Below are 21,366 nucleotides of genomic sequence, written 5' to 3'. Positions count from 1 at the left end.
AGGGAGGTTCTAATTTAAATGAAAAAAAATATTTTTTATGTCATTATTTGTTGTTTTTTCCTTTTTGCTTGCTCTAAAGCTCCAGTAAAACCTAAAGGAAAACCAAAAAATGTCTATATACCTAAGGGTTCTAGTGAAACTGTTAAGAAAAAAGTTGATTTAGAATATTCTGCTTTTAAAGAACTTGGTCTACCTCTTCCAGTAAATAATTACGGTAATATGATAGACTATTTGGTTCCTGTTAATGACAATGATGATAGTTCTATAAATTTTTCACTTTTTAAAAAGTTCAATGAAAAAAAAGTATTAGAATATTACAAAAATTTAAATTTAAGAGGTCTTGGTGACTCCTCTTCTTATTGGAGATGGAAGACAAGTATAAAAAAGGCTGAACTTTATTCTAAAATTGAAACTAAATTAGCTGAAATTTCAAAAGCTAATCATAGAAATGTATTCACTTTGGAAAATAATAATTGGGTGCAAAAGCCTATTTCCAAGGTTGGAAAAGTAAAGAATGTTGAAGTTGTTGCAAGAGGTGTTTCAGGTATTATCACTCACCTTCTTATCACAAGTTCAAATGGTAAATATCTTCTTACTAAAGAGTACAATGTCAGAAGATTATTAGCTACAAATAATCAACTTTTAGGTGCAAAGGGAACAACTAATGAATATTCATCTAAACCTCTTGTAAATTCTGTTGTTTCTTTACCTTCTGCACATCTTGCTTTAGAAGAAGAAAATGGATATATAAATATTTATGGTGCAGGCTATGGTCATGGAGCAGGAATGCCTCAATATGCAGCATATACTCTATCTCAAAGAGGAAATGATTATAAAGATATACTTAAGAGATACTATAAAGATGCTAAACTTGTAAATGTTTCTAAAATTTTAGGTAAAAATACAGAAATTAAAGTTGGTATAACTTCTTCATCCAATGGAAATTTGGATCACAATAAACTTACTGTTTCAAGTTCTGGAAAATTAAGAATCTTTAATGGAGATATTGATATAAGCCTTGATGAAAATCAAAAAGTTGATATAGCTAATAAAGGTGGAAAAATAAATATAAGCACTTCAAAAGGAAAAAATTATTCTACAAATGAACCACTAAATTTCTATGCTAAAGGTTACTATCTGACACTTAGTCCAGTTGTAAAAGGTCATACATCTGCTCCGAAATATCGTGGAACTTTGACTATTTCTGCTGTAGGGAAAGCACTTAGAGTTATTAATAGTCTTGATATTGAAAAATATCTTTTGCAGGTCGTACCAAGTGAAATGCCAAGAAGTTTCGGTTTAGAAGCCTTAAAGGCTCAAGCTGTTGCAGCTCGTACTTATGCGGTAAGCGATATTCAAAAGCAAAAATATGCCCAATATGGTTTTCACATAAAAGATACTGTTGAAAGTCAAGTTTATAATAATCAAGTTGAAAATGAAGATGCTACTAAAGCCATTGAAGAAACTGAAAGTCAAATTCTTATACATTCTGATAGACCAATAGATGCTAAATATTTTTCAACATCTGCTGGCTTCACTAGTTTTGCAAATGATATTTGGTAAGCTCTCAAGGAGGCTAAGAAATGGAAGAAAATTTTCTTAAAAACATAAAAAATGAAGAAGAATATTCCAAATTTATAAAATTTTTATTTCAAGAACAAGATTTAAAATATAGAGAATTTAATGCAAAAATAATAGCTATTGACATAAATTCCCTAATAGGTATTAGAGTTCCTATAATTAGAAAAATAGCAAAAGAAATAGTTAAAGGTGATTACTTAAATTATTTGAAAATTTTTGAAAAAATGTTAAAAAAAAATAAGATTTTATACTTTGAAGAGAAGCTTATTTATTCTATAGTTTGTTGTGAAATAAAGGAAGACTTTAAAGATAAGCTTGATAAAATTGATAAAGTTATACACCTTATTGATAATTGGGCATTGTGTGATTGTGCTTTAAGCTCTGCAAAATTTGTAAGAAAAAATAAGGACGCTTTCTATGACTTTCTTTTACCTAAAATTGATTCTGAAAATCCTTGGGAACTTAGATTCATTTTAGTGAGCCTTCTTGAATATTATGTCGAGGACAAATATTTAGAAGATATTTTTAGAATTTGTGAACATATAAAAAATGAACATTACTATGTAAAAATGGCAAAAGCTTGGCTTTTATCTATTTGCTATATAAAATTTAAAGAACAGACACATAGCTTTTTGAAAGGATGTAAGCTTGATAATTGGACTGTTAATAAATCAATACAAAAAATTAGAGAATCTCTACGAATAACTAAAGAAGATAAAGAAAATATATTAACATTAAAAAGAAAATAAAATATACTTCATAAATTTATTTCTACACTTTGAAAGGACAAATTAAGAAATGATAAATAAAATAACAATTAAGGGAGCAAGACAACATAATTTAAAAAATATTGATCTTGAACTACCTAAAAATGAATTTATTGTAATAACTGGTGTCAGTGGTAGTGGAAAGTCTTCTCTTGCCTTTGATACCATTTATTCTGAAGGACAGAGAAGATATGTTGAAAGCTTATCTGCCTATGCACGACAATTCATAGGACAAATGAACAAACCAGAAGTCGACAGTATAGAAGGACTGGCTCCTGCAATTTCAATTGAACAAAAAACAACTAATCGTAATCCTCGTTCTACTGTTGGAACTATAACTGAGGTCTATGACTATCTAAGGCTTTTATTTGCTCATATAGGAACTCCACACTGTCCAATTTGCAATAGAAAAGTTGAAAGGCAGAGTGTAGATGAAATTGTTGAATCTGTAATCTCAAAATTTGAAGAAAACTCTAAGCTTGTATTGCTTTCACCAGTTGTAAAAGATAAAAAAGGAAGTCATAAGAATATATTCTTAAATTTATTCAAAAAAGGATTTGTCAGAGCAAGAATAAATGGAGAAATCCTTTATTTAGAGGATGAAATAGAGCTTGATAAAAATAAAAAACATAATATTGAAGTTGTTATAGATAGACTTATACTAAAAAAAGAAGAAAAGGACTTTATAAGCAGACTTACTCAATCAATTGAAACTGCAACTGAGCTCTCAAATGGTAAATTAATTATAAACAATGGTGAGGAAGATTTTTTATATAGTGAAAATTATTCCTGTCCAGAACACGATGAAGTGAGCATACCAGAGCTAAATCCTAGATTATTTTCTTTTAATGCTCCTTATGGTGCCTGCCCTGAATGTAAAGGATTAGGTAAAAAATTAGAAGTTGATGAAAACAAATTAATTGAAAATGAAAATCTTTCAATCAATGATGGTGGCATATATATCCCAGGTGCCGCAAATAGAAAAGGCTACACTTGGGAAGTTTTCAAGATTATGGCAAAACATCATAATATAGATATTCATATTCCAGTCAATGAGCTTTCAAAAAGAGATTTAGATATTATTTTCTATGGTAGTGAAAAGCAATTTAGAGTTGACTATGATGGAGATGGCTTTTCTGTTCATGGTATGAGAGAATATGAAGGTGCTGTAAAAAACTTAGAAAGAAGATATTACGAAACTTTTTCTGAAGCACAAAAAGAAGAAATTGAAAATAAATTTATGATTGAAAAAATCTGTAAAATTTGTCATGGAAAAAGATTGAAAGATGAAGTTCTGGCTGTAACTGTGAATGATAAAAATATAATGGAAATCTGTGATATGAGCATAAGAAAATCCTTAGATTTTTTTATGAACTTAGAGCTAAGTAAAAAACAAGAAAAAATTGCTAAAGAAATTCTCAAAGAAATTAGAGAAAGACTAAATTTTATGGTTAATGTTGGCTTAGATTATCTAACTCTTTCCCGTGAAACAAAGACTCTATCAGGTGGAGAATCTCAAAGAATAAGACTTGCCACTCAAATAGGTTCTGGTCTTACAGGAGTTTTATATGTACTTGATGAGCCGAGTATAGGACTACATCAAAAAGATAATGATAAACTTCTCGCCACTCTAAATAGACTAAAAGAACTAGGCAATACTTTAATAGTTGTTGAACATGATGAAGATACCATGGTACAAGCCGACAAAATTTTAGACATAGGTCCTGGAGCAGGCGAATTTGGTGGAGAAATTGTTGCCTTTGGATCACCAAAAGAAATTATGAAGAATAAAAATTCAGTGACAGGTCAATATTTAAGTGGAAAGGAAAAAATTGAGGTACCAAAAAAAAGAAGAAAATGGTCTAAAACTATAAAATTATTTGGAGCAGGTGGAAATAATTTAAAAAATATTGATGTTGAATTTCCTCTTTCTGTGATGACAGTTGTTACAGGAGTTAGTGGAAGTGGGAAGTCTACACTTATAAATTCAACTCTTTACCCTATTTTATTCAATAAACTAAACAAGGGTAAATTATATCCACTTGAATATAAAAAAATCGAAGGAATAGAAGAGCTAGAAAAAGTTATAAATATTGATCAAACTCCAATAGGAAGAACACCTAGATCCAATCCTGCAACATATACAAAATTATTTGATGATATAAGAGATATCTTTGCTTCCACTCAAGATGCAAAAATCCATGGTTTTCAAAAAGGACGATTTTCCTTCAATGTTAAAGGTGGAAGATGTGAAGCCTGTCAAGGTGCAGGAATAATAAAAATAGAAATGAATTTTTTACCAGATGTATATGTAGAATGTGAAGTATGTAAAGGCAGAAGATATAACAAAGAAACTCTAGAAGTATACTATAAGGGAAAAAATATCTATGATGTACTTAATATGAGCGTTTTAGAAGCCTATGAATTTTTTAAAAACATACCTTCACTAGAAAAGAAATTAAAAGTTCTAATAGATGTTGGACTTGATTATATAAAGCTTGGACAACCTGCAACAACTCTTTCAGGTGGAGAGGCTCAAAGAATAAAACTTGCAACAGAATTATCTAAATCAAGTCGTGGAAAAACTCTATATATTTTGGACGAACCCACAACTGGTCTACATTTTCAAGATATAAAAAAGTTATTAGAAGTTTTAAATCGCTTAGTTGAAAAAGGAAATACCATTGTCATTATAGAGCATAACTTAGATGTTATTAAAACTGCTGATTATGTTATAGATATAGGACTTGATGGTGGAGAAAACGGTGGAACTATAGTTGCGACAGGTACACCTGAAGAAATTGCAAAAACTAAGAAAAGTTATACTGGAAAATATATAGCTAAAATTCTTAAGAAAAAATAAATATAACAGGAGTAAAAATGTTTGAATATCTATATGGTACCGTTAGCTATAAAAAACTGGAATATATAGCCTTAGATTTAAATGGTGTAGGCTATAAAATTTATATTTCTCTTAGGGAATATGAAAAATTAATGGCTGGAGAAAAATATAAGCTATTTATTTTTAATTATATAAGAGAGGATGCTAATAAATTAATAGGATTTTTGGAGGAAAAAGAAAGAAAACTGTTTGAAATGTTACTAAATGTTAAAGGAATAGGTCTATCTTTAGCTTTGGCAATTCTATCTACTTTTTCATACAATAGAGTTGTGGAATTAATAATTTCTGAAGATGTTGAAAATTTGAAAAAAGTTCCCAAGCTTGGTGAAAAAAAAGCTCAACTCATTATACTTGATTTGAAGAAAAAATTAAAAAATATAGATGTAATAAGAGAAACAAAAATTTCTTCATATCTATTAGATGATTTAATTTTAGCGTTGGAAGCTTTGGGCTATGCTAAAAAAGATATTGACAAAATTTTACAAAAAACAGATTTAGATAAATTTTCTTCAATAGAAGATGCAATAAAAGAAGTTTTAAAGAAAATTAAAGTGGAGGCTTAAGATGTTAAAAGAAATTTTTTTCGATGGATTTAATTTAAAAAATTTTATAGAAATTGCAAGTGAAGGTGAAAGAGAAAAATTTTTCGAAACAGAAAAAAATATAAAATTTTCAGATGAAAATATAAAGAGAATTAAAAGCGTCAATAAAGAATTATACATTGTTGCAAGTGTTGAAACTTGGTGTCCCTATGCCAGAGCTTTCGTTGCCACAGTAAAAAAAATAAATGAACTTAATCCAAAAATAAATTTATCTTTTATAACTATGGGACGAGGTTTTATGGAAATAGCTGACTTTTTAGAAATAGATGAGGATGATTTCGTTGTACCAACAGCCCTAATATTAGATGAGAAATTTAATTTCCAAAAATCTTTTATAGGATTTCCTAAAAAATATTCTGAAACAGGTTTAGGAAAAGATGCTACTGATTACTTTAACGGTTTAAAAACTGATGAGATATTAGAAGAAATTTTGTAGAAAAAAGTAGAAATTAATTATTGTTTTGAGAAAGGGGTTAAGGAAAATGGATACTTTAAAAGAGTTATTTAAAATTGGTTGTGGTCCTTCAAGTTCGCACACAATTGGTCCTCAAAGAGCTGTAGGAAGAGCTAAAGAAAAATTTCCCAATGCTGATAGCTTTATTGTCGAGCTTTGGGGGAGCTTATCTGCCACTGGAAAAGGGCATTTCACTGACTGGATTATTGTAGAAACTTTCAAACCCATGGAAGTTGAAATAAAATGGCTGCCCAATTTTGTTCATGAATTACATACTAACGGTATGAAATTTATTGCCTTTGACAAAGATAAAAAAAATATAGGAGAATATACTGTATTCTCTGTGGGTGGAGGAACCATTAAAGATTTGGATGAGCTTTTAGATAAAAGCCCCAAAACTGAAGTCTATCCTCTAAACACAATGAAAGATATTATGGAATGGTGTAAAGATAACAATAAGGAACTCTGGCAATATGTAGATGAATTTGAAGATCCTTCAATATGGGAACATTTGAAAAAAATTTATCATGCTATGGATGAGGCTGTTACAAGAGGTTTAAATAGAGAAGGCTTACTTCCTGGTCCCTTAAAATATCCAAGAAAGGCTAAAGAAATGTACGAAAAAGCCTTAACTAAAAGGGCTTCACTTTTACTTACAAATAAGATTTTTGCCTATGCCCTTGCTGTTTCCGAGGAAAATGCTAGTATCGGGCAGGTTGTTACTGCTCCTACCTGTGGTGCTTCTGGTGTAATCCCAGGGCTTTTAAGAGCTATGAGAGAAGAATATGAACTAAAGGAAGATGAAATTTTAAAAGGTCTAGCAATAGCTGGTATTATTGGAAACCTTATAAAACATAATGCTACCATATCTGGTGCTGAAGGTGGTTGTCAGGCAGAAGTTGGCTCAGCTTGTTCCATGGGAGCAGCTATGGCAACATATTTTATGGGTGGCAATATAGATCAAATAGAATATGCTGCAGAAAGTGCAATGGAACATCACCTAGGTATGACTTGTGACCCTGTAGGTGGCTTTGTAATAATACCTTGTATTGAAAGAAATGCAATATGTTCTGTCAGAGCACTAAATACTGCTACTTATTGTCTTTCAACTGATGGATCACATACTATAAGTTTTGATGAAGTTGTAAAAACAATGAAAGAAACTGGAAAAGATATGTGTTCAGCATATAAAGAAACTTCCGATGGAGGTTTGGCAAAATACTATGAAAAAATTCTTTTAAGTAAATAATAAAAAGGCTATTGCATTAAATTTATATTGCTTGTTATTGTTATAAAATATCGAGCAAACATTTATAAACTTTGCAATAGCCTTATTTTTAATTATATAGAGGATATTTTTTTGTCAGTTCCAAAACTTCTGATTTCACTTCTAAGATTTTCTTTTCATCATTAAAATTTTCCAAAACTTTTACTATCATTCTTGCAATCTGCCTAGCTTCCTCTTCCTTCATACCTCTTGCAGTAATAGCAGGGCTTCCCAATCTTATTCCACTAGTTATAAAAGGTTTTTCTGGATCATTTGGAATTGCATTTTTATTACATGTGATTCCAGCTTTTTCTAATATTTCTTCTGCTAATTTTCCTGTGACTTTCTTTGCTCTCAAATCAACAAGCATTAAATGATTGTCAGTTCCTCCACTGACTATTCTTAAACCACATTTAACCAATTCATCTGCCATAGCTTTAGCATTTTTTATAACTTGTCTTTGGTATTCTTTAAATTCCGAACTCAATGCCTCTTTAAAAGCTACAGCTTTGGCTGCAATTATATGCATCAAAGGTCCTCCTTGTATTCCTGGAAAAATAGTTCTGTCAATCTTTTTTGCTATTTCCTCATCGTTAGTTAAAATAACTCCACCACGAGGACCTCTTAAAGTTTTATGAGTTGTAGATGTCACTACATCTGCATACTCTAAAGGATTTGGATGTTCCCCTGCCGCAACTAAACCTGCTATATGTGCCATATCTACCATTAAATATGCTCCTATCTCATCAGCTATCTCTCTAAATTTTTTAAAATCTATTATTCTTGAATAGGCACTTGCTCCTGCAACTATTATTTTAGGTCTTTCCTCCAAAGCAATCTTTCTGATTTCTTCAAAATCTATTCTCTCTGTTTCTATACTTAAACCATATTCCAAACCTATATAATTTTTTCCAGAAAAATTAATTTTATAACCGTGTGTTAAATGTCCTCCTGCATTCAAACTCATACCTAATATTTTTTCTCCAGCCTCAAGCAGAGCCACATAGACTGCCATATTTGCCTGTGAACCTGAATGTGCTTGGACATTTGCAAATTTTGCTCCAAAAAGTTTTTTCAATCTCTCCACTGCCAAATTTTCAACAATATCTACATTGACACAGCCTCCATAATATCTTTTTCCTGCATAACCTTCAGCATACTTATTTGTAAGAACTGAGCCTGCTGCTTCCATTACAGCTTTTGAAACAAAATTTTCTGAAGCTATTAGCTCTATTCCTTCTTCCTGTCTTCTCTTTTCAGAAATAATAGCATTATAAATTTCTAAGTCTACATTTTTTAAATTTTCTATCATATTATTCACCTCTTTACTTTTATTAAATAATTTTCAAGAATTATATCAAATTTTCATACTTTTGTCTTTTATTTTTTAAAAAATAAAAAATAGCTCCATTTTTTGAAGCTATTTTCTAAAATATATTAAAAATTCCCTTTTAAAACTCTAAAAGTTGTACCTCTTTACAAGCTAAACTCTTTTTTATATCTACTACTCTTTGATTTGAACTACCTCTCCACTTTAAATTTAAATCTTTTAGCTCTCTTATGAACCTTCCATCTATTAAAACATCACAGAGAGAAATTAGCTCTTTCTTTTTCTTATCTTGCATTATCTCTTCCCAAGTAAAACCAGACCATATCCAAATATCTCTATCTGGCAGTTCAGCTTTAAACTTTTTTAAAAATTTGATTAAAGGCTCTATATTTTGTGGATATGTAGGATCTCCTCCTAAAATTGATAAACCCTTTATAGTTTTTCCATATTTTTTAAAAAACTCTATAATTTCATCTTCTTGCTTTACAGTAAATTCTTCCCCGTATTTAGGATTCCATGTTTCAGCATTAAAACAATCCTTACAAGCGTGATTACAACCACTTACAAAAAGACTTACTCTTATACCTATTCCATTTATCATATCCGCATATTTAATTCCTGAATAATTCATTTTTCTAATTATGCTTTACTCTACTCATTATTTCCTTCTGTTTCCCCTTATTAAAAGGCCTTGAATTAGGTTGAGATAGATAGCCGCATACTCTCCTTATTACACTCATTTGATTTCCATCATAATTTCCACATTGTGGACATGTGAACCCTTCTTTTGTTGCTGTAAATTCTCCCTTAAAACCACAAATATGACATTTATCAACAGGTTGGTTAATACCCATATAATGTATTCCTATCATTCTGGCATATCTTAATATATCTGGAATAGCATCTATATTTTTTGTTAATGAATCCGTTTCTATATAGCTTATATGACCTCCACTTGAATATTTATGACCCAGTGCTTCCTGCTTTAGTTTTTCAAATGGATTCATATTTAGCTTTGAAGACACATGAAAAGAATTGTCATAGTAGCCTTTATCAGTTATACCTTCTATATTTCCAAATTCTTCTCTATCTATTCTTGCAAATCTATCACAAAGCGACTCTGAAGGAGTGCCATATAGTGCAAAACCTAGATTGTACTCAGCCTTATATTTTTCTAATTTCTCCTTCATATATTTTAGTATATTAAAAGCCTTTTCATGAATTTCTTCAGATTCAGAGAAATCTTTACCGTATAATAACTGAGAAACTTCACTAAGACCTATATAACCTATGGAAACAGTTGCATAACCTCCCCATATTAAATCAGCTATTGTCTCCTTAGCTTGTTTCTGTGCTAAGGCACCAGACATCCACAAAATAGGTGCCACTTCTGCTGTAGTTTTTTCTAAATATCTAGCTCTAAACAGACAATTATCTTTACATATTTCTAGAACTCTATCCAGTTCTTTATAGAAGCCCTTTTCATCTCCTTTATTTTTTATAGCTATTCTTGGAAGATTTATTGTTGTTGCTCCAAAATTAAATCTTCCTGAATATTTTTCCTTTCCATCCTTATCAAACCAAGGACTTAAAAAAGCTCTGCAGCCCATTGGATAAACAACTGTACCATTTTTAATCTGCTCATCACTTACAAATAAAATGTCTGGATATATAGATTTTGTCATACATTCAAAAGCTAGTTGAGATACATCCCAGTTAGGATCTTCTGGATTTAAATTTAAACCTTCATTCATAGCATAAACTATTTTAGGGAAAATTGCTGTCTCTTTTTTTGCACCAAAACCTGCCATTCTAGTTTTAAGCACATAGAACTGAACCATTCTTCCTTCCCAAGAAGTTTCTGTCCCTATTCCCACTGTTGTAAAAGGAGTTTGCCCATTAACTGTAGATAGGGAATTTATCTCATACTCTAAACCTTGCATTGCTTGTTTTACAGATTCTTCTGTCATATCCATAGAATAAATAAAAGTTCTAGGATATTTTTTTTCTAATTCTTCATTTGATTTCTCGATATTTTCATATTTATTTTTTATTTTTTCAATTTCTTCATCACTTAATTGCTCAATATATTTTAAACCTTTTAAAAAATGCTTTTTAAATGTTTTCTTAATATAAGGCACAAGAGCCCTATCCAAATATGGTATTGAGCAACCTCCATAAGTATTAGAAGAAACAGAAGCTATAATCTGTACAATATGACCAACAGCCACATCTACTGAATTTGGCTCAAGCATTTTTGCATTTCCTATATTGCAACCGCCTTTAAGCATAACTTCTATATCCACAAGTTCACAGTTAGTTTCTCTAAAAAGCAAGTAATCTAGATCATGCAAATGAATTTCTCCCTTAATATGAGCTGTCTTTATATGATTTGGAACTATTTTATTTAAATAATAGTCTCTTGATGAAATTCCAGCTAGTAAATCTCTTTGTACTGATATTGTCTTAGAATCTTTATTTGCATTTTCTGAAAGTAATTTTTCATCAGAAGCATCAACAAGCTCAGCTATCTGCTTATATATGCTCTTTTCTTTTTCCCTTATTTCAGCTTTTAAAGCTCTATAACTTTGATATGCCATAGCAATATCTTTTTCAGAAGATGCCATTAACTTCTTTACAACTATATCCTGAATTTCTTCTACTGATAAAATTTTCTCCTCTATATTTTCTATTTGGGAGGCAATTTTTTCTATTAAGTCTTTATTTATATGATCTGAGTGCTTTTCAAATGCCATAGTAATAGCTTTTATAATTCTATTTTTATCAAAATCCACAACCGTTCCATCTCTTTTAATAACTTTTTTCATTTTGCCTCCATTCATTTAAACTATATTTTTTTCTTAACAAAAAATTAATTTTCTTTTAATTTTAATTTTTTTGTTTATTTTTGAAAAATTTTTTCCATTTCAAAACTTTAACCAAAAAAACTTTAAAAGTGTAAATTCATTATAGCACTTTTTTCTGTAAAATACAATATATTGTTGTATAAAAAATAAAATAACACAATATATAGTATATTGTGCTATTCAAGAAATATTGTTTAATTTTCTCTTAATTACTAAGAAATTTTATTTATTATTAACTCATTTACTAATTCAGGGTTAGCTTTTCCCTTAGAAAGCTTCATAACCTGACCAACTATTCCCTTTAAAACTCTTGGCTTTCTTCCCTCATCAGCATTTTTATAATCTTCTATCATTTTTTGATTAGCTGCTAAAACTTCGTCTACCATTTTTTCAATCTCAGAACTATCAGAAACCTGTGCCATAGATTTTTCCTTAACAATTATTTCGGGATCTCTTGAATCCTCTAAAGCAATTTCAAATAAATCTTTTGCAATTTTTGAAGAAATTATCTTGCTATCTATAAGTTTTATAATCTTGGCTAAATTATCTGCAGAAATTGAAAATTTTTCTATTGTAATATTTTTATTTTTTAAAACCCTTAAAACTTCAGTTAAAATCCAGTTAGCACTAGTTTTTGGGTTTTCAGATTTTATAACAACTTCTTCAAAATACTCTGAAAGTTCTATGTCTTCTGTTAAAATAAGTGCTTCCTTTTCTTCTATTCCATAATTCTTACTAAATCTTTCTACTTTTACAGCTCTTGTTTCAGGCATATCTTTTTTTATGCTTTCTATATCTTCATCACTTATTACTAACTTAAGAAGGTCAGGTTCATGAAAATACCTATAATCCATTGCCTCTTCCTTAGACCTCATAAGTCTTGTAATTTGATTTTCTTCATCCCAAAGCCTTGTTTCCTGCTCTACTTTTCCTCCATTTTGAATAAGCTCTATCTGCCTTCCAACCTCATAGTCTATAGCTCTTGCAACAGCTTTAAAAGAATTTAAATTTTTAACCTCAACTCTAGTACCAAAAATTTTTGATCCTTTTTCCATAACAGATATATTTGCATCACATCTAAGCGAGCCTAATTCCATTGATACATCGCTAATACCTGTATATTTAATAATGTTCTTCAATGTATTTAAATATTCGTATGCCTCCTCTGAAGTTCTCATATCAGGCTCAGATATAATCTCTATCAGAGGAATAGATGCCCTGTTAAAATTTAAATAGGACTCATTTTTTCCATGGATCGCTTTTGCTGTATCTTCTTCTATCTGTATTTTAGTTATTCCCACTTTAACTTCTCTTCCAGAATTTAGTTTAAACTCTATATAACCTTTTCCTGCATAGGATTTTTCAAATTGAGTTATTTGATAGTTTTTAGGAGCATCTGGATAAAAATAATTTTTTCTATCAAAACCACTCTCTTTATTTATTTCACAGTTAAGTGCAAGTGCTGCCTTCAATGCATAATTTACAACTTTTTTATTAAGTTTTGGTAGCGTCCCCGGATGACCTAAACATATAGGGCAACTATGCAGATTTATTCCCTGTTCATCATATTCAGAACTACATCCACACCAAACTTTTGTCCCTGTTTTTAATTGCAAATGAACTTCAAGCCCTATAACTGATTCCCATTCTTTTATCATTTCATTTTCTCCTTGTTAAAATTATTCTAAATTAGGTAATTCTAATTTCCCAATTTTTTTCTCCAAGGCAGAAGCCACTTTTATAAGAGTTGCCTCATCAAAAGCCTTAGCTAAAAATTGCATACCCACAGGTAATTTATTGATTAATCCCACAGGCAAGGAAATTGCTGGTATCCCTGCTAAATTTGCTGGTATTGTAAATATATCCTCTAAATATAACTCAAGCGGCGTCTTAACATCTGATAACTTAAAGGCTACCGTCGGAGATACAGGACTTAATATTAAATCTACTTCTTTAAAAACATTATCAAAGTCTTGCTTAATTTTAGCTCTAACTTTTTGTGCTTTCTTAAAATAAGCATCATAGAAACCTGCACTTAAGACATAGGTCCCTATCATTATTCTTCTTTTTACCTCAGCACCAAAACCTTCACTTCTTGTTTTAACATATAAATTTTCAAGGTTATCATAATTTTTTGCCCTATATCCATATCTTATTCCGTCAAATCTTGCAAGATTTGAACTTGCTTCTGCTGGAGCTAAAACATAATAAGTTGGAACAGCGTATCTAGTGTGAGGTAAGGATACTTCTACAATTTCAGCTCCCAACTCTTTTAAATTTTCAACAGTTTTATCAACCATTAATTTTATATCTTGATTTAAGCCTTCTATAAAATATTCTTTTGGTAGACCAATTTTAATACCTTTAATATCTTGATTTAAAACCTGAGTATAGTCTTCAACTTCTCTTTTGCTTACAGTAGCATCAAAATCATCTGCTCCAGCTAGAACATTCATTGAAAGTGCAATATCTTCTACAGACTTTGCGAAGGGTCCTATTTGATCAAGAGATGAAGCAAATGCCATCAGCCCATATCTTGAAACTCTACCATAAGTTGGTTTTAAACCAACTATACCACAAAATGCTGCTGGTTGCCTTATACTACCTCCTGTATCCGAACCAAGTGATAAAGGAACTTCTTGTGCTGCAACCGCTGCTGCTCCACCACCACTACTTCCTCCGGGAACTCTTTCTAGATCCCATGGATTAGCTGTCATTTTATGTACAGAGCTCTTAGTAGTCGAGCCCATTGCAAATTCATCCATATTTGTAGAGCCTATTATTATAGCTCCAGCTTCTTTTAACTTTTTTACAACCGTTGCATCGTATATTCCAACATAGCCTTCCAATATTTTAGAGCAGGCTGTGCTTCCTTCACCATTCATAAGCATATTATCTTTTATAGCAACTGGAACCCCTGCAAGTGCTCCTAATTTTTCGCCATTTTTTCTTTTTTCATCTAGTGATTGAGCTTCTAGTAATGCTCTTTCCTTTCTTAAACTCACAAAGCTATTAACTTTATTTTCAACTTTCTCTATTCTCTCAAAAATAGAATTGACTATCTCGCTTGCTGATAACTCACCTGAAATAAATTTATTTCTTATCTCACTTGCTGATAATTTATATGTCTGTTTCATCTTAATCACTACTCCCCAACTACCTTAGGAACTACTATTGCATTTTCTGCACTTTCAGGTGCGTTCAATAAGACCTTTTCTAACTTTAAAGAAGATAAGTTTTCTTTTTCTCTAAAATTATTTACATCAGAATTAATATACATCAAAGGTTCTGTATTTTCTGTATCAACTTCATTCAATATATCAATATATTTTAAAATATCATTTAATTCAATTTGAAATTTTTCAATTTCCTCTTCTTTAAATTCTAGCTTTGATAATTTTGCTATTTTTAAAACTTCTTCTCTTGTTAAAGCCATTTTTTATAGCCCCCTTCAAAAATTTATTATCTTATATATTTTACATTATGTTTCATTCATTGTCTAGTTTTAAAAGAAAAGGAACTGTTAAAATCATTAAGTTTATAAATATAAACCTAACAGCAAATTGCTTAACAGTTCCTCTAAGTTTTATGTTATAATTTTTGTTTGATCTCTTCCATCATCTTCAAAAACAAAGTAATCTAAAATTTTAATTCTTACTTCATCACCTTCTTTTAATGTATTATAAGTAGAAGCTCTTGCAATAACTCTCAATATATTGCCCTTTCCTATTTCGACTCTCAGGTCATTAGAATCTCCCAAATAGAATTTAGAAAAAACTCTTCCCACGATCTCTCCATCTTCTGCAAGAATTGCATTCTCAGGTCTGATTGCAACAACCACATTTCCTTTAAACTTACTTGTATTAGCCAGTGATTGTCCATTTCCATTATTTAATAAAATTCTATCATTTTCAACCCTTCCTTTAAAGAAGTCAACTTTTCCAACAAAGTTTGCAACAAACATATTACTAGGCTTAGAATATATATCTTGAGGACTTGCAACCTGCTGTACCTCTCCTTTATTTATAAGAACAATTCTATCACTCATAGTCATCGCTTCAATCTGATCATGAGTTACATAAATAACAGTAATTTTCAACTTCTTTGTTATTTCTTTTATTTCATATCTCATTTCTTCTCTTAGCTTCGCATCCAAATTTGACAAAGGCTCATCTAAAAGAAGAATTTCTGGTTGAGCTACTAAAGCTCTACCTAGGGCAACTCTTTGCTGCTGACCTCCTGATAGCTCTGATGGAAATCTATCACGATATTGTTCCAAATGTACTATTTTTAAAACTTCTAAAACTCTTTTTTCTATTTCATCTTTAGCAAGCTTTTGAATTTTTAATGGATAAGCTATATTATCAAAAACATTCATATGTGGCCAAACAGCATAGGATTGAAATACCATTCCTATTCCTCTTTTTTCAGGTGGCACAAAGTCCTTATCACTTGATACTAATTTATCCCCTATATAAATTTCACCACTGCTTGGTTTTTCAAAACCAGCTATAAGTCTAAGCATGGTTGTTTTTCCACAGCCAGATGGTCCTAACAGAGTTATAAATTCTCCATCTTCAAATTTTTGATTAAATTCCTGCAAAACTTTTACATTACCAAAAGATTTTGTTACTCCTTTTATTGTTACTGAAGACATATTTTTCCTCCCATTCTATATTGAAAATTGTCCCTTAGTTAATTTATTTAAAATATAATTAACTAATACAACAAATAATAAAATAGCTGTCGCTAATGCACTGGCAACCTGTTGACTATGATAAGTTTGATAGATATAAAGTTCATATCCAATGGTCTTAGTATTTGATGAATAAAGTAGTGTCGACATAGTCAACTCATAGAATGATGGCATAAATATCAAAAATATTCCCGCTACAATACTTGCACCAATTAATGGTAATGTTACATCTTTTAACATACGAAGCCAATTAGCTCCCGAAATCTGAGCTGCCTCCTCAAGTGAAGGATGGACTTGACTCATCGCTGAAACTACAGTTCTCATTCCCATCAACATATATTTAATCATATAGGCTATAACCATTATTGTAAGTGTGTTATAAATATTTATTCCAAATTTCCCACTCATTGAAATTATGAGTGCTAAAGCTATTGTTACACTAGGAGTTCCTGAACCTAAAGTTATTAAAAAGTCAGGGATTCTTTTTCCTTTCACATTAGTTCTCTGCAATAAATAAGCCATTGCACAAGATATTAAAATTCCAAAAAATGCTGCAATACCAGCAGTTATAAAACTATTTGTAGTTGAACTTATAATTGAAGCTCTTGAAAAAACTTTTTCCCAAGCCTTCAATGATAAATTTGAAATAGTTAAAGGTTTCCCCATATTTACTGTAAATGATGTTAGTGCAACTGTAACAAAAGGTAATATTATTACAATAAATGAAAAAATTGAAAGAGCTATCGTAAATGGCAATCTCCATTTTCCCAGCTCAACAATATTAGGTCTAGTAGATTTTCCACTCATTGTAATATACTGTTTTTTACCAAGAACAAATGTTGAAATATATAAAATTATATTTGATACTATCATCAAAAATACAGCCAAAGTAACTGCATCTGTAAGCCCCTCTTCTGAACCTATATGCACAAAATCTATTATTCTCATTGTTACTGTATAAATTTGTCCTGGTGCACCTATAATGGAAGGTATACCATAAGAAGATGCTGAAGCAACAAATACTAGTAAACCAGCAGCAATTATACTAGGTGTCATCATCGGAATTGTTACTGTTAAAAGCGTTTTTAATGGAGAAGCTCCTGATATTTTTGAGGCTTCTTCTAGTGATGGATCCATTTTTTCCATTGCCCTTGAAATAGTTATAAAAGCATAGGGATAAAAAAAGCAAGTTAAAACCCATATTATGCCTGAAGTAGTATAAATATTAAAAGGTGCTGAACTTAAATTAAATAAATTCATTAAAAATTTATTCAAAACCCCCGCATTAGGATTTAAAAGTCTTAACCAAGCCATAGCTCCTACATACGGTGGTACCATATAAGTAACTACAAACAGTGTTCTAAAAAATTTTTTACCATATATATTTGTTCTTCCCACTAAGAATGCTAGGGGAAAGGCTATTGCCACACCCAATATTGTTGTAAAACTAGCAGTTATCATAGTATTTTTTAATGCTATCCAGTTTAAATCATAAGTGTAAACTCTTTGGTAAGCTTCCCAAGAAAATTTCCCTCCTGGAAGTAATGATTTTATCAACAGATAAAATAATGGAAGAACCTCAAATATCAAAAGAAAAGCTACTATAGTTAAAATAACTATCCATTTAATATCAAGCCTAAACTTTTTCTGATTACCCATATTTCCCCTTTTCTAAGTCTAAGTTTTTATTATTTTGCCTTTGTTATGTTTGTTTCAAAACTCTTTCTTAAGCTTTCTCTATCGTGATATGTTTTTTGCCAATCAACTGGCATAGCTTGTTTTAATATATCAGCTGTCGCTTTAGCATCAAAAGGCATTTTTTCAGGATTTTTTAACACTGAATGCATCCAACCTTGAACTATTGCTTCTTGACCTACTGGAGATAAAAACCAATCTGTTAATAGTTCTGCTGCCTTAGTATTTTTATTAGCTGACATTTCTTCTTTAACTGTCATTATAGTGCTTGGAATTGAAATTATTCCATCTTCAGGATAGATTACTTCCAAACTAGAATTTTCTTCTTCTCTTTTCTTTAATATAGATTCTTCAAGTATCATAATTTGAGCAGCCTCTCCAGTTTCTAATTTTGTAACTGCAACTGAACCTGATTCAACAACAACCTTTTGATTAGCCAAATCTTTAAAATATTCTTCTCCATATTTATCAGTTAGTGCTGATACAGCAGCTAAAGCAGTTCCAGATTTTAATGGATCAGGAATAGAGATTTTTCCTTTTAAATTTTCTTTTTTAGAAAAGTCAGCAAATGTCAATGCTAAATCTTCCTTTTTATATTTTTCAGGATTATATGCCAAAATCATATTTAAAAGACGCACAGGATACCAATAACCTTCTTTATCGTAGTCCAAAGCTATATTTTCAGCATTTTTAGAAATATATGCATGCAAGATTCCTTTTTCTTTTAATTCCAGTGAATAAGAAGGTTCTGCAACCATTAACATATCACAGCCTAATTTATTAGCTTGTAATTCAGCTATAATTTTAGATTGTAAAGTCCCTGTTCCACCTTGGAAAAATTCTACTTCTAAATTAGGAAATTCTTTTTTCAATTTTTCACTAACATTGTCTATTATGTCCTCATACATAGAAGTATAAATCACTATTTTCCCTGTTATTTCTGCGTTTCCAGAGTTGCTTGGCTCTGATGTTTTTTCTTTATTTCCACCACATGCAACTAAAAATAATACCATTACAGATAACATAAGTCCTAAAATTTTCTTTTTCATAATATCCCTCCAATTTAGTATTATAATTTATAAATAACACAAATAATATTAAAAGTCAATTTATAATATTTCAAATTTCTTGCATAGATTCTCTTAAAAATGGAAGCAGTGAACGAGTTACAACAATTTTTCTGCTCTCTATATTTAAGCACATTATAGCTCCTCTTTCCATTAAGTCATACCAGCTTGTCTTGCTTATGCCAAACATTTGAACTAAATCCTTTGTGGAGCAGAACTCACCTAAGTTATCCAAAAGCATATTTTCTAAAAATGTTTCTATTTCATTTTTAGGCGACCAGTTAAAAAAATTATTAATATAAAAATCCTCTTGTGTAAGAGGATTTGATATTGGATACATATTGGTGCTAAAATTTAAGCTATTTAAAAAAGAAGAAAGTTCATATTCCTTTCTTCCATACTTAAATCTTGATTTTATATTTTCATTTTTAACTAACATATAAATTAAAGTTAAACTTAAACCTAAATTTTCTTGAAGTTTTTTTGCACTTGCATACTCTCCTATTTTATTTCTTAAAATTTCAAAAATTACATTCTTTGTATTCATATTATACCTCCTAATAATTTTTTAATTTTATTTTTAATAGGATTATGTGAATATTATACCTCCCTTATATTAAAATTTATAATAAAATTTTGTTTTTTTTATAAATATATCTTACTTTTTCAAAAGGCGAAAAAGTAACAAAAAGCCTTTTATGCACTGAAATTTTCTTAATCAGAAAAAACTTTAAGTCGCAAAGCTTATATCAATTTTATATAAATCTTTATACTTTATACATTTAGAGCAAACGATTGGAAAAGTAGGGCATATTTATAAAAATATGGGAGAAAATTTCTCCCATACTAAAATTATTTTTTCTCTAATAAAAACTTTAATTGTTCTTTTATTTCCTTAAGTTCTAAAGCTTGTGAATTAACTTGAGCCTTCAGCTGATTATTTTCTCTTGTAAGTCTTCTCATTTCCTCTTGCATTATATAACTAGGTGTATTAGTCGCTGATGTACTTCCACCCTTACCTAGCTTCCAAGTTAAACCTACATTTGCCATTGCATTTGTCTTTCTCTCATTGCTAAGAGCTACTCCTGCCGTCATCATTACATTTTCCTTAAAGTAATGTGTCAGTCCTACTGCTATGGCATGCTTATTTCTATATGTACCCACTCCTGCCATTATTTGATTTGGCGCTTGCGGATCATATTGCATAGGATGTAGAGCAGATAGTGCTGCTGAAAGTGAGCCTATTCCTCTCATTTCATCTTTAGCATCTCTTACTTCTTTTCTTAAATTTTGTATTCCCACAGTTCCTGAGTTTTGCATTACATTATAAAGTTGTCTTCCTGTTACCGCGTCTGTTGATGTAGCTGACAATTCTCCATCTGCAACATTAGTTATCTTTCTTTTTAAAGTTGCAGAACCGACTGACACCTCATTAGAAGATGTAACTGCCGAATTATTTCCAAGTGCTACTGAATTTGTTATTCCTGCTGCTATAGTTACATTAGAACCCATTACAAAATTATCATCGCCCGCTATTGTATTATCATTACCGAAGGCATATGAACGATTACCTGTTACTATATTCGGATCTCCAAAAGCTCCTGAATTATTTCCGCTTACTTGGTTTTTATATCCGACTGCTGTTGATTCATTTCCTGTTACTACATTGCCGTTACCAAGACCTGTACTGTTTGTGCCTGTTGCTGTGTTTGCTATTCCGCTAACTGTTGCAACTGCAAGCTTAGCCTTCCATGCCGTTATATCTGTTGCTGATAGATTGCTTCCGTCTTTTGCAGCTTTTACATTTAGCTTAGCATCTGTCTGTGCCTTAGTATAGGCATCAACAACTCCTCCACCAAGTGAAGCCGCTGCTATTGCATCTTCCATTTGCTTTTTATTGACTGCGTCTGTATCATTTGTTCCTGCTGCTAAATGAACTATCTTTCTTCTCTTAGTATCAGACCCAACAGATACCACTTGGCTTTCCTCTACTGTTGATTCATTTCCCAATACTACTGAATCAATTATTGTTTCGCTAGAAGTTCCTATGCTTACATTATTTCCTAATATATGATTATTATTTGAGCCTGCTGCTATTTTATTATATGAACCTATAGCCCAAGAATTATCTCCTTCTA

At 30.7% G+C, this 21,366-nt stretch carries 17 protein-coding genes; 6 read left to right on the top strand and 11 right to left on the bottom strand.

The window, feature by feature from the left end; genetic code table 11:
* The first annotated feature begins 18 nt into the window (after positions 1-18).
* From Q4A58_RS04445 to Q4A58_RS04420, 6 genes are read left to right on the top strand one after another with little or no spacing between them, the layout of a single operon-like run.
* A complete protein-coding gene (locus tag Q4A58_RS04445; protein ID WP_303116868.1) occupies positions 19-1,563 on the top strand; it encodes a SpoIID/LytB domain-containing protein in 1,545 nt (514 codons plus the stop codon).
* A 20-nt stretch (positions 1,564-1,583) separates the two neighbouring features.
* Positions 1,584-2,330, top strand: coding sequence for a DNA alkylation repair protein (locus Q4A58_RS04440; RefSeq protein WP_303116867.1), 747 nt, complete (start codon positions 1,584-1,586; stop codon positions 2,328-2,330).
* A gap of 49 nt (positions 2,331-2,379) precedes the next feature.
* Complete coding sequence (gene uvrA, locus Q4A58_RS04435; protein ID WP_303116865.1) at positions 2,380-5,211, top strand: excinuclease ABC subunit UvrA; 2,832 nt, start codon at positions 2,380-2,382, stop codon at positions 5,209-5,211.
* A gap of 17 nt (positions 5,212-5,228) precedes the next feature.
* A complete protein-coding gene (gene ruvA, locus Q4A58_RS04430; RefSeq protein ID WP_303116863.1) occupies positions 5,229-5,813 on the top strand; it encodes a Holliday junction branch migration protein RuvA in 585 nt (194 codons plus the stop codon).
* 1 nt (position 5,814) lies between these two features.
* The gene (locus Q4A58_RS04425; RefSeq protein ID WP_303116861.1) at positions 5,815-6,288 is read left to right on the top strand and encodes a thioredoxin family protein; all 474 of its coding nucleotides are present in this window, start codon (positions 5,815-5,817) and stop codon (positions 6,286-6,288) included.
* A 46-nt stretch (positions 6,289-6,334) separates the two neighbouring features.
* Entirely contained in the window at positions 6,335-7,555 is a 1,221-nt protein-coding gene (locus Q4A58_RS04420) for an L-serine ammonia-lyase (protein WP_303116859.1), read from the top strand.
* A gap of 88 nt (positions 7,556-7,643) precedes the next feature.
* Here the strand turns inward: Q4A58_RS04420 and glyA are convergent, their stop codons facing one another.
* From glyA to Q4A58_RS04365, 11 genes are all read right to left on the bottom strand, one after another.
* On the bottom strand, positions 7,644-8,882 hold the full coding sequence (glyA, locus tag Q4A58_RS04415) for a serine hydroxymethyltransferase (protein ID WP_303116882.1): 1,239 nt from the start codon (positions 8,880-8,882) through the stop codon (positions 7,644-7,646).
* A 142-nt stretch (positions 8,883-9,024) separates the two neighbouring features.
* The gene (gene nrdG / locus Q4A58_RS04410; RefSeq protein WP_303116858.1) at positions 9,025-9,534 is read right to left on the bottom strand and encodes an anaerobic ribonucleoside-triphosphate reductase activating protein; all 510 of its coding nucleotides are present in this window, start codon (positions 9,532-9,534) and stop codon (positions 9,025-9,027) included.
* A 4-nt stretch (positions 9,535-9,538) separates the two neighbouring features.
* Entirely contained in the window at positions 9,539-11,731 is a 2,193-nt protein-coding gene (gene nrdD / locus Q4A58_RS04405; protein WP_303116857.1) for an anaerobic ribonucleoside-triphosphate reductase, read from the bottom strand.
* A 251-nt stretch (positions 11,732-11,982) separates the two neighbouring features.
* Entirely contained in the window at positions 11,983-13,428 is a 1,446-nt protein-coding gene (gene gatB, locus Q4A58_RS04400; RefSeq protein ID WP_303116856.1) for an Asp-tRNA(Asn)/Glu-tRNA(Gln) amidotransferase subunit GatB, read from the bottom strand.
* Positions 13,429-13,449: 21 nt separating this feature from the next.
* On the bottom strand, positions 13,450-14,907 hold the full coding sequence (gatA, locus tag Q4A58_RS04395; protein ID WP_303116855.1) for an Asp-tRNA(Asn)/Glu-tRNA(Gln) amidotransferase subunit GatA: 1,458 nt from the start codon (positions 14,905-14,907) through the stop codon (positions 13,450-13,452).
* A gap of 8 nt (positions 14,908-14,915) precedes the next feature.
* A complete protein-coding gene (gene gatC / locus Q4A58_RS04390; RefSeq protein ID WP_303116854.1) occupies positions 14,916-15,206 on the bottom strand; it encodes an Asp-tRNA(Asn)/Glu-tRNA(Gln) amidotransferase subunit GatC in 291 nt (96 codons plus the stop codon).
* A gap of 150 nt (positions 15,207-15,356) precedes the next feature.
* Positions 15,357-16,427 (bottom strand): ABC transporter ATP-binding protein, encoded by a 1,071-nt coding sequence (locus Q4A58_RS04385; protein ID WP_303116853.1) that lies wholly within the window; start codon positions 16,425-16,427, stop codon positions 15,357-15,359.
* A gap of 15 nt (positions 16,428-16,442) precedes the next feature.
* Positions 16,443-18,125 (bottom strand): iron ABC transporter permease, encoded by a 1,683-nt coding sequence (locus Q4A58_RS04380; protein ID WP_303116852.1) that lies wholly within the window; start codon positions 18,123-18,125, stop codon positions 16,443-16,445.
* A 29-nt stretch (positions 18,126-18,154) separates the two neighbouring features.
* On the bottom strand, positions 18,155-19,210 hold the full coding sequence (locus Q4A58_RS04375) for an ABC transporter substrate-binding protein (RefSeq protein WP_303116850.1): 1,056 nt from the start codon (positions 19,208-19,210) through the stop codon (positions 18,155-18,157).
* A gap of 70 nt (positions 19,211-19,280) precedes the next feature.
* Positions 19,281-19,775, bottom strand: a complete 495-nt coding sequence (locus tag Q4A58_RS04370) for a hypothetical protein (protein WP_303116849.1) — start codon at positions 19,773-19,775, stop codon at positions 19,281-19,283.
* A gap of 305 nt (positions 19,776-20,080) precedes the next feature.
* Positions 20,081-21,366 (bottom strand): YadA-like family protein (locus Q4A58_RS04365; RefSeq protein WP_303116847.1); only part of this gene is annotated, 1,286 nt, incomplete at its 5' end.

This window comes from Fusobacterium sp. (assembly GCF_030528405.1).
Lineage (GTDB): Bacteria > Fusobacteriota > Fusobacteriia > Fusobacteriales > Fusobacteriaceae > Fusobacterium.
This window is presented reverse-complemented; position numbering and strand designations above follow the sequence as displayed.

What these genes read in the sequence shown, in the direction of transcription:
- Q4A58_RS04445 (WP_303116868.1), top strand. Translation starts at nt 19, where the DNA reads ATGAAAAAAAATATTTTTTATGTCATTATTTGTTGTTTTTTCCTTTTT.
- Q4A58_RS04440 (WP_303116867.1), top strand. Translation starts at nt 1,584, where the DNA reads ATGGAAGAAAATTTTCTTAAAAACATAAAAAATGAAGAAGAATATTCC.
- uvrA (WP_303116865.1), top strand. Translation starts at nt 2,380, where the DNA reads ATGATAAATAAAATAACAATTAAGGGAGCAAGACAACATAATTTAAAA.
- ruvA (WP_303116863.1), top strand. Translation starts at nt 5,229, where the DNA reads ATGTTTGAATATCTATATGGTACCGTTAGCTATAAAAAACTGGAATAT.
- Q4A58_RS04425 (WP_303116861.1), top strand. Translation starts at nt 5,815, where the DNA reads ATGTTAAAAGAAATTTTTTTCGATGGATTTAATTTAAAAAATTTTATA.
- Q4A58_RS04420 (WP_303116859.1), top strand. Translation starts at nt 6,335, where the DNA reads ATGGATACTTTAAAAGAGTTATTTAAAATTGGTTGTGGTCCTTCAAGT.
- nrdG (WP_303116858.1), bottom strand. Translation starts at nt 9,534, where the DNA reads ATGAATTATTCAGGAATTAAATATGCGGATATGATAAATGGAATAGGT.
- nrdD (WP_303116857.1), bottom strand. Translation starts at nt 11,731, where the DNA reads ATGAAAAAAGTTATTAAAAGAGATGGAACGGTTGTGGATTTTGATAAA.
- gatB (WP_303116856.1), bottom strand. Translation starts at nt 13,428, where the DNA reads ATGATAAAAGAATGGGAATCAGTTATAGGGCTTGAAGTTCATTTGCAA.
- gatA (WP_303116855.1), bottom strand. Translation starts at nt 14,907, where the DNA reads ATGAAACAGACATATAAATTATCAGCAAGTGAGATAAGAAATAAATTT.
- gatC (WP_303116854.1), bottom strand. Translation starts at nt 15,206, where the DNA reads ATGGCTTTAACAAGAGAAGAAGTTTTAAAAATAGCAAAATTATCAAAG.
- Q4A58_RS04385 (WP_303116853.1), bottom strand. Translation starts at nt 16,427, where the DNA reads ATGTCTTCAGTAACAATAAAAGGAGTAACAAAATCTTTTGGTAATGTA.
- Q4A58_RS04380 (WP_303116852.1), bottom strand. Translation starts at nt 18,125, where the DNA reads ATGGGTAATCAGAAAAAGTTTAGGCTTGATATTAAATGGATAGTTATT.
- Q4A58_RS04375 (WP_303116850.1), bottom strand. Translation starts at nt 19,210, where the DNA reads ATGAAAAAGAAAATTTTAGGACTTATGTTATCTGTAATGGTATTATTT.
- Q4A58_RS04370 (WP_303116849.1), bottom strand. Translation starts at nt 19,775, where the DNA reads ATGAATACAAAGAATGTAATTTTTGAAATTTTAAGAAATAAAATAGGA.